The sequence below is a fragment of the Paraburkholderia sp. genome, from assembly GCF_035501035.1.
In the GTDB taxonomy this organism is placed as follows: domain Bacteria; phylum Pseudomonadota; class Gammaproteobacteria; order Burkholderiales; family Burkholderiaceae; genus Paraburkholderia.
Map to the genome: position 1 here is coordinate 1 of NZ_DATJWR010000091.1, position 12716 is coordinate 12716.

General features: G+C 65.7%; 12 protein-coding genes and 1 tRNA gene. 8 read left to right on the plus strand and 5 right to left on the minus strand.

The window, feature by feature from the left end; translation table 11 throughout:
* Positions 1-162: inositol monophosphatase family protein (locus VMJ11_RS06805; protein WP_325618247.1), on the minus strand; the 162-nt coding region annotated here is incomplete at its 3' end.
* Between the two features lie 417 nt (positions 163-579).
* Between VMJ11_RS06805 and VMJ11_RS06810 the strand changes: the two genes are divergently transcribed.
* Positions 580-1383 carry an RNA methyltransferase gene (locus VMJ11_RS06810; protein WP_325618249.1) on the plus strand — a complete coding sequence of 268 codons (804 nt, stop codon included), beginning with the start codon at positions 580-582 and terminating at the stop codon, positions 1381-1383.
* 209 nt (positions 1384-1592) lie between these two features.
* A complete protein-coding gene (gene cysE / locus VMJ11_RS06815) occupies positions 1593-2414 on the plus strand; it encodes a serine O-acetyltransferase (protein ID WP_325618226.1) in 822 nt (273 codons plus the stop codon).
* Between the two features lie 91 nt (positions 2415-2505).
* On the opposite strand, the gene VMJ11_RS06820 is transcribed toward cysE, so the two are convergent.
* From VMJ11_RS06820 to VMJ11_RS06835, 4 genes are all read right to left on the minus strand, one after another.
* A complete protein-coding gene (locus VMJ11_RS06820) occupies positions 2506-3303 on the minus strand; it encodes a UDP-2,3-diacylglucosamine diphosphatase (protein WP_325618228.1) in 798 nt (265 codons plus the stop codon).
* Between the two features lie 33 nt (positions 3304-3336).
* Positions 3337-3831, minus strand: coding sequence for a peptidylprolyl isomerase (locus VMJ11_RS06825; protein ID WP_325618231.1), 495 nt, complete (start codon positions 3829-3831; stop codon positions 3337-3339).
* Between the two features lie 187 nt (positions 3832-4018).
* Positions 4019-4600: a peptidylprolyl isomerase gene (locus VMJ11_RS06830; protein ID WP_325618233.1), complete on the minus strand. Its 582-nt coding sequence runs from the start codon at positions 4598-4600 to the stop codon at positions 4019-4021.
* Between the two features lie 60 nt (positions 4601-4660).
* On the minus strand, positions 4661-5374 hold the full coding sequence (locus tag VMJ11_RS06835) for a tetratricopeptide repeat protein (RefSeq protein ID WP_325618235.1): 714 nt from the start codon (positions 5372-5374) through the stop codon (positions 4661-4663).
* Between the two features lie 278 nt (positions 5375-5652).
* Between VMJ11_RS06835 and cysS the strand changes: the two genes are divergently transcribed.
* From cysS to VMJ11_RS06865, 6 genes are all read left to right on the plus strand, one after another.
* On the plus strand, positions 5653-7050 hold the full coding sequence (gene cysS / locus VMJ11_RS06840) for a cysteine--tRNA ligase (RefSeq protein ID WP_325618237.1): 1398 nt from the start codon (positions 5653-5655) through the stop codon (positions 7048-7050).
* A gap of 47 nt (positions 7051-7097) precedes the next feature.
* On the plus strand, positions 7098-8063 hold the full coding sequence (locus tag VMJ11_RS06845) for a DNA-3-methyladenine glycosylase (RefSeq protein ID WP_325618239.1): 966 nt from the start codon (positions 7098-7100) through the stop codon (positions 8061-8063).
* 184 nt (positions 8064-8247) lie between these two features.
* A complete protein-coding gene (locus VMJ11_RS06850) occupies positions 8248-9219 on the plus strand; it encodes an acetyl-CoA carboxylase carboxyltransferase subunit alpha (RefSeq protein WP_325618241.1) in 972 nt (323 codons plus the stop codon).
* A gap of 36 nt (positions 9220-9255) precedes the next feature.
* Positions 9256-10719: a tRNA lysidine(34) synthetase TilS gene (gene tilS / locus VMJ11_RS06855; protein WP_325618243.1), complete on the plus strand. Its 1464-nt coding sequence runs from the start codon at positions 9256-9258 to the stop codon at positions 10717-10719.
* A 473-nt stretch (positions 10720-11192) separates the two neighbouring features.
* Positions 11193-12443 carry an aspartate kinase gene (locus tag VMJ11_RS06860; RefSeq protein ID WP_325618245.1) on the plus strand — a complete coding sequence of 417 codons (1251 nt, stop codon included), beginning with the start codon at positions 11193-11195 and terminating at the stop codon, positions 12441-12443.
* A 178-nt stretch (positions 12444-12621) separates the two neighbouring features.
* A tRNA-Ser gene (locus tag VMJ11_RS06865) sits at positions 12622-12715 on the plus strand.
* Position 12716 lies beyond the last annotated feature (1 nt).

Genomic DNA, 12716 nt, shown 5'->3' on the forward strand with positions numbered 1-12716 from the left:
CGTTTCGATGATGGCGGCTTCGGCCGCCTTGTCGACTTCCGTGACGAAATCGTTGTGCTGCTTCTTCGCGACCTGCACGAGGTCGAGATCGAGCGACGCGCGGTTGATGATCTGTCCGGCGCGGCGCGCGGCCTTGACAGCGATGTTGAGCATGGGATGCATGAGCCAGGATCCTTGTTGTCCGGCGCGCGCCAAGTCGTGCGCCGGTGGTGCAAAAGATAAAAGCGTCTAACGATTGGACAGGGCGCGGAGTTCGATGCGACTCTGCGGTTCCTGTCCCGCCAACGGAGACGAATTGGAGAAGAGCGGGGCGCGGCGGCATTGCCCGCCGGGCGTCGCGCAGGCCCGAGGAGCACTGCGGGCGGCTGCACGGCGCGCCAGACGCGCGCGAAACCCGCATTTTACCCGAGTCCGGGCCGCTCTGGCTGACGGCTCGCCGCTTTCCTGCGGCTCTCATCTGGGCCTGGCGCGCTAACATACAGACTTTCCTCAAGTTCGCGTTAGAGACTCATCTTGGTGCTCCCTGATTCACCCACCGGCCACGTCGCCGCGCCCGCCGCCGGCGATGCTCACGAGCCGCTGCGCGGCGGCTTCACCTCCACCCGCTTCGTGCTCGTCGAGCCGAGCCATCCCGGCAACGTCGGCGCGGCCGCGCGCGCGCTGAAGACGATGGGCTTCTCGCGCCTCGTGCTGGTGGCGCCGCGCGTGCCGCAGGTCCACTGCGACCCCGAGGCGGTGGCGATGGCGAGCGGCGCCGACGACGTCCTCGCGGCCGCCCACATCGTGCCGTCGCTCGCCGACGCGCTGGTGGGCGCGCAGTGGTCACTCGCGCTCACTGCACGCACGCGCGAGTACGGGCCACCGCCCAACGCGCCGCGCGAGGCGGTGCAGGACGCCTGCCGCCAGGTCGCGCACGGCGGCGACATCGCGCTCGTGTTCGGCAACGAGCGCACCGGCCTGTCGAACGACGACGTCGGGCGCTGTAGCGCGCTCGCGCACATCCCCGCTAATCCCGCCTACAGCTCGCTCAATCTCGCCCAGGCGGTGCAGGTGCTCGCCTACGAACTGCGCCTTGCGTACCAGGGCCAGGGCGTTGGCGCGCCCGGCGCGGCGCTCGCCGCCGCGGGTAGCGCGGGCGCGGCGCTTGCCGCGGGCCCCGGTTCACCGCTCGCGACGAGCGACGACATCGAGCGCATGTACGTGCACCTCGAGAACGCGCTGATCGCACTCGACTTTCTCGATCCCGCCAATCCGAAGAAGCTGATGTCGCGCCTGCGTCGGCTCTTCGCGCGCTCGGGGCTCGAGCGTGAGGAGGTGAACATCGTGCGCGGCATCGCCAAGCACATCCTCATGCTCAAGGGCAAAGGCGGCGAGCACCGCTGAGCCGTGCGTGCCGGCCGCGGCGGTGCCTGCCCCGCAACCAACCTTGCCGCTGGCGGGGGCTTGCAGCACCGGCGCGGCTTTGCGCCTACAATCGCCTGAATCTCATAAGCAAATACCCGCGGCTGCAATAGCCGCGGCGCCTCGCGCGCACGCCGGGGCGTCGCGCAGTCGCCATTCCCCATGTTTCAGACGTGTTTAGCGTGACCGCCATGTTCAAGAGACTTCGCGAAGACATTGCCACGATCCGCGAGCGCGACCCCGCCGCTCGCAGCGCGTGGGAGGTCCTGACCTGTTATCCGGGTCTGCACGCGCTCGTGCTGCATCGCTTTGCACATGCGTGCTGGCGCGCAAAGCGCCGGTGGCTCGCGCGCTACGTCTCGCAACTTGCGCGCTTTCTGACCGGCATCGAGATCCATCCGGGTGCGACCATCGGCCGGCGGGTATTCATCGATCACGGCATGGGCGTCGTGATCGGCGAAACCGCCGAGGTCGGCGATGACTGCACGATCTATCAGGGCGTGACGCTTGGCGGCACCTCGCTCACGCGCGGTGCGAAGCGCCATCCCACACTCGGCCCGGGCGTGATCGTGGGCGCGGGGGCCAAGGTGCTTGGCGGCTTTACCGTGGGCGCGCAGGCGAAGATCGGCTCGAACGCCGTGGTCGTGAAACCGGTGCCTGCGGGCGGCACGGCGGTCGGCAATCCCGCGCGTATCATCGTGCCCGCGAATACAACGCCCGAGCAGGCCAAGCCGGCCTCGGCGCGCGAGGGCTTCTGCGCGTACGGCATCACGCCGAACGCCGACGATCCGGTTTCGCTCGCGATCCATGGCCTGATCGACCACGCAGCCACACAGGCTCAGCGCGTCGATGCTGTCGTCGTGGCACTCGAGCGGCTCGGCGCGCGGCTCGAGGCGCTGCAGGGCGCCGATGCGGCGCTCGCCGAGTTGCGGCGTTTGTCTGCGGGGCTGGAATGCGGCGGATCGCAAGGCGAGGCGGCGAGGCGCGACGAGAAGGCGCCTGAGCGCGTTTGAGGCGCGGTTGCACAAAGCTTTGACAGCAAGCGAAGACGTGCCAGGCGCTACGTACTCGACGTGCTCGACGTCCGTATAGCAGCGCGAGACCTCAGTCCAACGGCATCATCCTGAACCCTTCGGCATCCACACGCAGGTAGCCGCCGCGCGGCTTGCCGTGATCGAGATCCCAGTCGGGCAAGACCCAGCGCGTGCCGCCAGGCTCCTGGTGGCGCGCCGGCCTGTGCGTGTGGCCATGCACGATGGTGTTCGTGCGCGCGCGCTTGAAGAGCGCCGCCACGCCTTTCGTGGTGACGTCGTACTTCGGCAAACGCGGCCCGTTGCGTCGTGCCTCGCTCGCCTCGCGCGCGCGCTCGGCGAGCGCGCGCCGCCAGCGAAACGGCCAGGCGAGAAAGAGCAACTGGGGAAGCCGGTTGCGCGCGACTTTGCGAAACAGCTGATAACCGCGATCGTCGGTGCACATCGCGTCGCCGTGCGCGAGCGCGATGCGCGTGCCGAATGCGGTGATGGCGATGGGGTCGGGCAGCCAGATCGCGCCCGCGGCTTTCATGAAGCGCTTGCCCAGCAGGAAGTCGCGGTTGCCGTGCATGATGTAGAGCGCGATGCCGCGCTCGGAGAGCGTATGCATCAGCGCGACCATGCGCGCGACGAACGGATCGGCGAGCATGTCGTCGCCGATCCAGTATTCGAAGAGGTCGCCGAGAATGAACACCGAGTCGGCCTGGTCGGCCGTGACCCGGATGAAGCGCTCGAACGCGGCGACCGTGCGCGGAATCCCTTCATTCAGATGCACATCGGAAATGAACAGGAACGGGCGTGCCGCGTGCGGGCGCTTGCCCTCGCCGGGCACGCCAGCGGCAGCGTGTCGTAAAGCCTTTTCCTGCAGCATCGATGAAGGGGGCGCGTGAGTGTTGAGTGTGATTTATTCGACGACGACAGCTTTCTCGATCACGACGTCGTCGACCGGCACGTCCTGATGGAAGCCCTTCGAGCCCGTCTTGACCTTCTTGATCTTGTCGACCACCTCGAGGCCCTCGACGACCTTGCCGAACACGGCGTAGCCCCAGCCTTGCGGCGTGGGCGACGAGTGGTTCAGGAAGTCGTTGTCGGCGACATTGATGAAGAACTGCGCGCTCGCCGAATGCGGGTCATTGGTGCGCGCCATGGCGATCGAGCCGCGTTCGTTCTTCAGGCCGTTGTTCGCTTCGTTTTCGATCGGCGCTTCGGTCGGCTTTTGCTTCATTCCGGCTTCGAAGCCGCCGCCCTGGATCATGAACCCGTCGATGACGCGGTGGAACACCGTGCCGTCATAGTGGCCGCTCTTCACGTAGTTGAGGAAGTTGGCGACCGTCTTCGGGGCCTTCTCGGCGTCGAGTTCGAGCTTGATGACGCCGTGGTTCGTGTGCAGTTCGACCATGATGGAATCCTTTGCCTGTGGCTTGGGGGAGTGAACGGCGCGGCATCGGCACGAGGCGAGGCTTGCTGCCTGACGCGTGTGCCGGCGCCGCGACGTGCGACGGGTGAGGGCGGCGTTGCCGCCCGCCTGGTTACTGATTCGCCCGGGCTTGCCGCTGTGCTGCTTGCCGACGATTGTCTACCGACGATTACTTGCCGACGACCGTGGCCGACTCGATCACGATTTCCTTTTGCGGCACATCCGACATCGGGCCGCGCGTGGTAGTGGGCGCCGCTTCGATCTTCTTAACGACGTCCATGCCCTGGGTGACTTTGCCGAACACGGCATAGCCGTTGCCGTCCGGGTTCGGATAGTCGAGGCCGGCGTTGTCGACGGTGTTGATGAAGAACTGGTCGGTGGCCGAGTTCGGGTCGCTCGTGCGAGCCATTGCGATCGTGCCGGCCACGTTCTTCAAGCCACTCTTGCTTTCAAGAGCGACGGGCGCGCGCGTGGGCTTCTCGACGAAGCTTTGCGTGTAGCCGCCGCCCTGCACCATGAAGCCGCGAATCACGCGATGGAAGATCGTGCCGTTGTACTGGCCGGATTTCACGTACTGCAGGAAGTTGTCGACGGTCTTCGGTGCCTTCTCGGGGTAGAGCTCGACACGAATGTCGCCTTCGCTGGTCTTGAAGAGCACCTGCGGATGCGCGGCGGCCGCCTGGCCTTGCGCAAAGGCCGGTGCGTTCGCGATCAGGGCGGCGCTGCCGAGCGCCAACATCAACCATTTCATGAGTATCCTCGGAAGTGCGGGAAAAACGTATCCTGGCGCGCATGCATCGCGCGTCGCGGCTTAGTTCGATGGCGCCACGAACGGCGGTATCGCCAGCGACCCGGTCGGGCCGCCAAACTGGTAAGCGGGGTTGGTGAACGCGGGCACGAGCGGCGTCGTGCTCGTGTCGGAAGCGGCCTCGGCCGCTGCTGCGGCACCCGGCTTCTTTTGCACCGGCGGCGGCGAGACGATCTTCTCTATGTCGGCGAGGCGCTGGTTCGTGGTGCCGCTCGCATGGCCGAGCGTTTGCGCGCGACGGTACGAGGCATCGGCGAGACGCAGGTACAGGTCGCCGAGATTCTCCCACGCGAGACCGTACGAAGGGTTCGCCTTCACGGCCGTTTCGAGCGCGGTGCGCGCCTCGTCGTAGCGGCCATGCTTCGCGTAGAGCGCAGCGAGGTTGTTGTAGGGCTCGGGTAGTTCGGGGTAGAGCTGCGTGAGCTCCGTGAATGCTTCGATCGCGTCGTCGTCGCGATTCAGGCGCGCGAGGATGGTCGCACGCTTGAACTTCGCCTGCACGTCGCGCGGGTTCGTCTTGATGCGCTCGTCGAGCTGGCTGAGCGCCGAAGCCCAGTCGCGCTGGGCGATCGCGGAGTCCGCGCCGGGCGTGCCGTCGGCTGTGGCGGGGGGCGCGGCGAGCGCTACGCGCACACCGCACAGCGCGATCGCGACGCTCGCGAGAGCCGACACGGCAAGGGTCGCAGCGCGGGGCGCGCGGCCGCTGGATGGTTTCATAGGGTGAGGTCGCGGTGTTATACTCCGAGCCATTCTAACAAAAGGTCTGGGCGTTTTCGTCGCGCGCTTTGTCCCTCGCCAGTTTCGAGGGCATTTCGGGTGCGCCGCTTGAGTCGCCGGGCTTTCTTTCGCCACTCGTGGTCGTCTCCGCCCCAATTGCAAACTGCTTGCAGGCCGGGCGCCGACAGACAGCAGCCTGAACAACGCGGTGCCATACACCCGCCGGCTGCGGTCGGCGCCGCCGCGGATTTCCTTCGACCCACGTATCCATCGTCTTTATGGAATCACTGCGCATCTACAACACGCTCGCGCGTGACAAGCAAAATTTCGTGCCCCTCGAGCCCGGCGTCGTACGTATGTATGTCTGCGGGATGACGGTGTACGACTATTGTCACGTCGGGCATGCGCGTGTGATGGTGGTGTTCGACATCGTGCAACGGTGGCTGCGCGCGCTCGGCTACAAGGTGACCTACGTGCGCAACATCACCGACATCGACGACAAGATCATTCGTCGCGCGGTGGAAAACGGCGAAACGATCAGGCAGCTCACTGACCGCTTCATCGCCGCGCTGCATGAAGATGCGGATGCGCTCGGCATCGAGCGTCCCGATCACGAGCCGCGCGCGACGCAGTACATTCCGCAAATGCTCGACATGATCGGCAAGCTCGAGCGCAACGGTTATGCCTACCAGGGCACGGACGGCGACGTGAATTACGCGGTGCGCAAGTTCGCGAACTACGGCGCGCTCTCGGGCAAGTCGATCGAAGATCTGCGCGCGGGCGAACGTGTGGCGACGAACGATGCCAAGCAGGATCCGCTTGACTTCGTGCTGTGGAAACAGGCAAAAACTGAAGAGCCGGCCGACACGAGCTGGGACTCGAAGTACGGGCGCGGGCGGCCCGGCTGGCACATCGAATGCTCGGCGATGGGTTGCACGTTGCTCGGCGAGCATTTCGACATTCATGGCGGCGGTCAGGACCTGCAGTTCCCGCACCACGAGAACGAGATTGCGCAGAGCGAAGGCGCGACGGGCAAGAAGTTCGTCAATACGTGGATGCATAACGGCTTCGTGCAGATCGACAACGAGAAGATGTCGAAGTCTCTTGGCAACTTCTTCACGATCCGCGAAGTGCTTGCGAAGTACGATGCGGAAGTGGTGCGCTTCTTCATGGCGCGTGCGCATTACCGCTCGCCGCTGAACTACAGCGACGTGCATCTGGACGATGCGCGCAACGCGCTCACGCGTCTTTACACGGCGTTGAAGGATGTGACGCCGGACGCAGGCGAGCTCGACTGGAATGAGCCGTACGCGCAGCGTTTGCGTGCGGCGATGAACGACGATTTCAATACGCCCGTGGCGATTGCCGTGCTGTTCGAACTGGCGAGCGAAGTGAACCGGACGCGCGATGCGGTGCTCGCGCGTCAGCTGCAGCGCCTCGCGCGCGTGATCGGGTTGCTCGTGCGCGAGCCGCGCGCGTTCCTGCAGCAGGCTGCGGGCACGCAGGAAGCGGGCGCGCTCGACGTGGCGGCGATCGAAGCGAAGATCGCGGCGCGCACGGCGGCCAAGCAGGCGAAGCAATATGCGGAGGCGGACCGGATTCGGGCCGAACTGCTCGAAGCCGGCGTCGCGCTCGAAGACAAACCGGGCGGGTTGACCGAGTGGCGCCGCGTGTGAGCGGGCTGTCCAGTTTCCACTGATCGATTCGCGAGGCAGGAGGCAGGATGGCAACGGCCACGAAGACGCAGACGAAGCGGTCTGCGTCGCTAACGGGCGCCGCGACGGGCGAGGCGGCAAAGCGTGCCGCGCGCGGCGACACGAAGGCGGCGAGTGCCGCCAAGACCAAGGCGGCACTCGCCGCAACAGGTACGGGCGCGGGTGCAAAGCGCGCGCTCAACGGCGCAGGAGCGAAACCGGCTACGAGGCCGGCTGCGAAAGCTGCGCGCGGCAAGGCCAATGGCTCGGCCGTATCGCACGACGCGCTTGACGGCGCGGCGATCGAGGCGACGCTCTCGGACGCTCCGGCCGCGCTCGAAGCCGTGGAGCCGGCCGCGAACGCGCTCGGCGATCTCGAATTCGAAGTGCAGCGTCCCGATTACTGGGACAAGGCGTGCGCGGACCTCGTCAAGCGCGACCGCATCCTCAAGAAGCTGATTCCGAAGTTCGGCCCGGTGCATCTGCTGAGCCGCGACGATCCGTTCGTCACGCTCGCGCGCTCGGTGGTCGGCCAGCAGATTTCGACTGCGGCCGCGCAGGCGCTCTGGCAACGCGTCGAGGCCGCGTGCCCGAAGCTTGTGCCGCAACAGTTCCTGAAGCTCGGTCACGAGAAGCTCGCCGCGTGCGGGCTCTCGAAGCGCAAGACGGAATACATCCTCGATCTCGCGCAGCATTTCGTTTCGGGTGCACTGCATGTCGGCAAGTGGACCTCGATGGACGACGAGGACGTGATCGCCGAGCTCACGGCGATCCGCGGCATCGGCCGCTGGACCGCCGAGATGTTCCTGATCTTCAATCTCGCCCGTCCGAACGTGTTGCCGCTTGATGACCTCGGCCTGATCCGCGCGATCAGTGTCAACTACTTCAGCGGCGAGCCGGTCACGCGCAGCGAGGCGCGCGAAGTCGCGGCCAACTGGGAGCCGTGGCGTACTGTCGCGACCTGGTATATGTGGCGTAGCCTCGAACCATCGTGAGGTGACGGCCCGGGGGCGCGCCGTGACTGTCCGAAGAAGCGGCGCGGTCCCTGAATCGATGAGACGAACGTCGAAGTATTGAATAATTCTCTATCGATATCTGAAATCGATAGTTCTGAGCCGATTTCGGCGCCGGCCGGCGCGGTTAGAATACGCGCTGCCGCAAAGTGAAGGATTCCCACTCATGAAGACCACGTTTCTGGATTTCGAACAGCCGATCGCTGAACTGGAAGCGAAAATCGAAGAGCTGCGCTTCGTTCAGGACGATTCGGCCGTCGATATTTCGGAAGAAATCGAGCGCCTGTCGAAGAAAAGCCAGCAGCTCACGAAGGACCTCTATGCGAACCTGAGCCCGTGGCAGGTTTCGCAGATCGCGCGTCATCCGCAGCGTCCGTACACGCTCGACTACGTGCACGAGCTGTTCACCGATTTTCACGAACTCCACGGCGACCGCGCATTCGCGGATGACCTCTCGGTTGTCGGCGGCCTCGCGCGGTTCAATGGCCAGGCCTGCATGGTGATCGGTCATCAGAAGGGCCGCGACACCAAGGAGCGCGCCGCGCGCAACTTCGGCATGCCGCGCCCCGAAGGCTATCGCAAGGCCGAGCGCCTGATGCGCCTCGCCGAGAAGTTCGGCCTGCCCATCTTCACGTTCGTCGACACGCCGGGCGCTTACCCGGGCATCGGCGCGGAAGAGCGCGGCCAGTCGGAGGCGATCGGCCGCAATCTCTACGTGATGGCCGAACTCAAAACGCCGATCATCACGACGATCATCGGCGAGGGCGGCTCGGGCGGCGCGCTCGCGATCGCCGTGGCCGATACGGTCATGATGCTGCAGTTCTCGACCTACTCGGTGATCTCGCCGGAGGGCTGCGCGTCGATTCTCTGGAAGAGCGCCGCGAAGGCGCCGGAAGCCGCCGAAGCGCTGGGTCTCACGGCGCATCGCCTGAAGGCGCTTGGTCTCATCGACAAGATCGTGAATGAGCCGCTCGGTGGCGCGCATCGCGATCCGAAGGGCATGGCCGCGTTCTTGCGCCGCGCGCTCGCCGACTCGCTGCGCCAGTTCCAGGGCATGAGCATCGCCGACCTCAAGGAGCGCCGCTTCGAGCGCCTGATGGCCTACGGCAAGTTCAAGGAAACGACGCCGGGCGCGTAAGGCGCGCGACGTCCCGCTAACGTCTGCGGTCCTGCTGTGACCGACCATCCCGAATCCGACGCCGGGCGTATCGTTCTCGATGCGCTCGGCGTCGTGCTTTCCACGCCGCCTGACGATGCCCGCATCGCGATCGCGTATAGCGGCGGGCTCGACTCGTCGGTGCTGCTCGATGCCGCGGTGCGGGTGGCGGGGCCTGCGCGTCTCGTCGCGCTGCATGTGCATCATGGCCTGAGTCCGAACGCCGACGCGTGGCTCGCCCATTGCGAGGCGAGCGCGCATGCGTACGGCGTGACGTTCGACGCGAGGCGTGTCGTAGTGGCGCGCGACGACGCGGCCGGCGTCGAGGCGGCTGCCCGCGCCGCACGTTATCGCGCGCTCGATGCAATGTGCGCGGCGCACGGCGCGCAGGTGCTTTGGCTCGCACAGCATGCGGACGATCAGGCGGAGACGGTGCTGTTGCAACTGCTGCGCGGCGCGGGGATCGCGGGCCTCGCGGCGATGGCGCCTGCGCGCGCTTCTGCGACCGGCGTGCCGCGCATGCGGCCATTGCTCGCTTTGTTGCGCGCGCAACTGGAGCGCTATGCCCGCGCACGTCGCCTGCACTGGATCGACGACGAGTCGAACGACGACACGCGCTACGCGCGCAATGCCCTGCGTCGCGACGTGATGCCGGCGCTCTCCGCTCATTTCCCCGGTTATCGCGATGCACTCGCGCGCACCGCGTCGCACGCAGCTTCGGCGCAGCGTCTGCTCGACGATCTTGCGCGGATCGATCTCGGCGAAGCCGGCCAGGAAGAGGGAAGCGCGCTTTCGCACGCGGCGCTGCTCGCCCTCGACGATGCGCGTGCGCTCAATCTGCTGCGCTACTGGATGCGGATGCTGGGCTTGCCGGCGGCGTCGACGGCGCGGCTCGCCGATGCGCTACGGCAATTGCGCGAAATCGCGCAAGGCGACGGCAATGGCCACGCGTTGCGTGTCGATCACGCGGGACATCGCCTGCGCTGCTATCGCGGGCTCGTGTCATGGGAGGCCGCTCACATGCGCGATGGCGCTGCGCGAGGTGAACGGCCAGGTACGCGCACAGCTGAGGGCATGGGTGAGGCGACTGCGCGCGCGCCTGTCGAGTTGCACTGGCATGGCGAGGAAATCTGGCGTTTGCCATCCTGGCGCGGCACATACGTCTTCGCGCCCGCGACACCCGACGACCCGGACGCCGTGCCGGAGCCCATGCTCGCGAGCGCGCCGCTCGTCGCGCGTGAGCGTAGCGGCGGCGAGCGTCTGCGCGACGACGCAGCAAACGTGAGTCGCACGCTCAAGAACCTGTTCCAGATGCGCGGCGTGCCCGCGTGGGAGCGCGATGTGCCGCTGCTTTTCGTGGGGGAGACGCTGTTGTTCGTACCCCGAATCGGTGTGAACCGGTCTGCGTTCGGCACCTTGGCCGCCCATCCGGCTGCGGCCTGGCGCCGCATCGAATGGCGCGAGGACATGCTGATCGCCTGACCTTGCCGCAGGCACGGCGAGCTAGTTTGCGCCGCTCGAAACACGCCATCGGAAGAAAAATCGCCCCGCACCGGCGATCGCTCCCCCGCAAATGCTTGCTGCGCAAGCCTTTTCCGTCTTGTAATTTCGACCCCGATCGGGTAGTGTAAGCCGTTTGTCCAGCCCGCTTTTTCGCGTTCACGGACGCCGCCAAAAGCGACGCACGCCGTGAAGGCGCGATTTCTCCTTCGAGCGGTACCCGACGGTTGCAGGAACGTCGTAGCGGCATGCGGGCAGGGCGCGAGCAACGGCACGAGCGCGTATCGTACGAGCAAGTAGGATGCGGATGCGATACGGCGGCCTTCGCGCCCCTGAGGGCAAAACCCGCGCGTGCTGCACGCGCTGCATGAGAAGCTGTCGTCCAGGCCGTGAGTGTCCGGGCGGCGCAGTCTTTCAGTGCGCCAGCGCGGAAACCTCTCCAGTTCAGAACGACAATGGCACTCATCGTACACAAATACGGCGGCACCTCGATGGGCTCCGTCGAGCGCATCAAGAACGTCGCCAGGCGCGTCGCCAAATGGCACAAGGCCGGCCACAAGATGGTCGTCGTGCCCTCGGCGATGTCCGGCGAAACCAATCGTCTGCTCGGTCTCGCGAAAGAGATTTCGCCGCAACCGAACCCGCGCGAACTCGACATGATCGCGTCGACCGGCGAGCAGGTGAGCGTCGGTCTGCTGTCGATCGCCCTGCAGGAAGCCGGCGTCGACGCCATCAGCTACACCGGCTGGCAAGTGCCGGTCAAAACCGACAGCTCGTTCACGAAGGCGCGCATCAACGACATCGACGGCGAGCGCGTCCTGGCCGATCTCGATGCCGGCAAGGTGGTCGTGATCACGGGCTTCCAGGGCATCGACCCGGAAGGCCACATCACCACGCTCGGCCGCGGCGGCTCGGACACGTCGGCGGTTGCGGTCGCGGCCGCGCTGAAGGCCGACGAATGCCTGATCTATACCGACGTCGACGGTGTCTACACGACCGACCCGCGTGTGGTCGACGACGCACGCCGCCTCGACCGCATTACGTTCGAGGAGATGCTGGAAATGGCCAGCCTCGGCTCGAAGGTGCTGCAGATCCGCTCGGTGGAGTTCGCGGGCAAGTATCAGGTGAAGACGCGTGTGCTCTCCAGCCTGACCGACCCGATGATGCCGCTCGCCGAGGAAATGACCTCGGGCACCCTCATTACTTTTGAAGAAGACGAGACCATGGAAAAAGCAGTCATCTCGGGTATCGCATTCCAGCGCGATGAGGCCCGCATTATCGTGATGGGCGTGCCCGACAAGCCCGGCATTGCCTATCAGATCCTCGGCCCGGTGGCGGACGCCAACATCGACGTCGACATGATCATCCAGAACCAGAGCGTGGCCGGCAAGACCGACTTCACGTTCACGGTTGGCCGCGGCGACTATCAGCGCGCGATGGACATCCTCACGAACCAGGTGAAGGGCCATGTGAACGCCGAGCAGGTGCTGGGCGATGCGAAGGTCTCGAAGGTTTCGGTGGTCGGCGTGGGCATGCGCTCGCACGTGGGCGTTGCGAGCAAGATGTTCCGCACGCTCTCGGAAGAGGGCATCAACATCCAGATGATTTCGACGTCCGAAATCAAGATCTCGGTGCTGATCGACGAGAAGTACATGGAGCTGGCAGTCCGCGCGTTGCACAAGGCGTTCGATCTCGAACACGCTTGATGTGCGTCGTATGACGCGGGTGTGACGCCGTTCCCGTTTTGAGACGCCGCGCACGATGCTCGTTGTGCGCTTGCAGAAAAACTTGCAAAAAAAGCGCCTTATGAATTGACCGGAACGCGCGAACCCGCTATTATCTTGGCTTCGTTGCGCTGCCTCCCTGGCGCGAACGAAGTTTTCGGGAGACGTGGCCGAGAGGTCGAAGGCACTCCCCTGCTAAGGGAGCATCTGGGCCAAAACCTGGATCGAGGGTTCGAATCCCTCCGTCTCCGCCAG

Coding starts and splice junctions, on each gene's coding strand:
- cysS (WP_325618237.1), top strand. CDS start 5,653: ATGGAATCACTGCGCATCTACAACACGCTCGCGCGTGACAAGCAAAAT.
- VMJ11_RS06825 (WP_325618231.1), bottom strand. CDS start 3,831: ATGGTCGAACTGCACACGAACCACGGCGTCATCAAGCTCGAACTCGAC.
- VMJ11_RS06850 (WP_325618241.1), top strand. CDS start 8,248: ATGAAGACCACGTTTCTGGATTTCGAACAGCCGATCGCTGAACTGGAA.
- VMJ11_RS06845 (WP_325618239.1), top strand. CDS start 7,098: ATGGCAACGGCCACGAAGACGCAGACGAAGCGGTCTGCGTCGCTAACG.
- VMJ11_RS06820 (WP_325618228.1), bottom strand. CDS start 3,303: ATGCTGCAGGAAAAGGCTTTACGACACGCTGCCGCTGGCGTGCCCGGC.
- VMJ11_RS06830 (WP_325618233.1), bottom strand. CDS start 4,600: ATGAAATGGTTGATGTTGGCGCTCGGCAGCGCCGCCCTGATCGCGAAC.
- VMJ11_RS06860 (WP_325618245.1), top strand. CDS start 11,193: ATGGCACTCATCGTACACAAATACGGCGGCACCTCGATGGGCTCCGTC.
- cysE (WP_325618226.1), top strand. CDS start 1,593: ATGTTCAAGAGACTTCGCGAAGACATTGCCACGATCCGCGAGCGCGAC.
- VMJ11_RS06835 (WP_325618235.1), bottom strand. CDS start 5,374: ATGAAACCATCCAGCGGCCGCGCGCCCCGCGCTGCGACCCTTGCCGTG.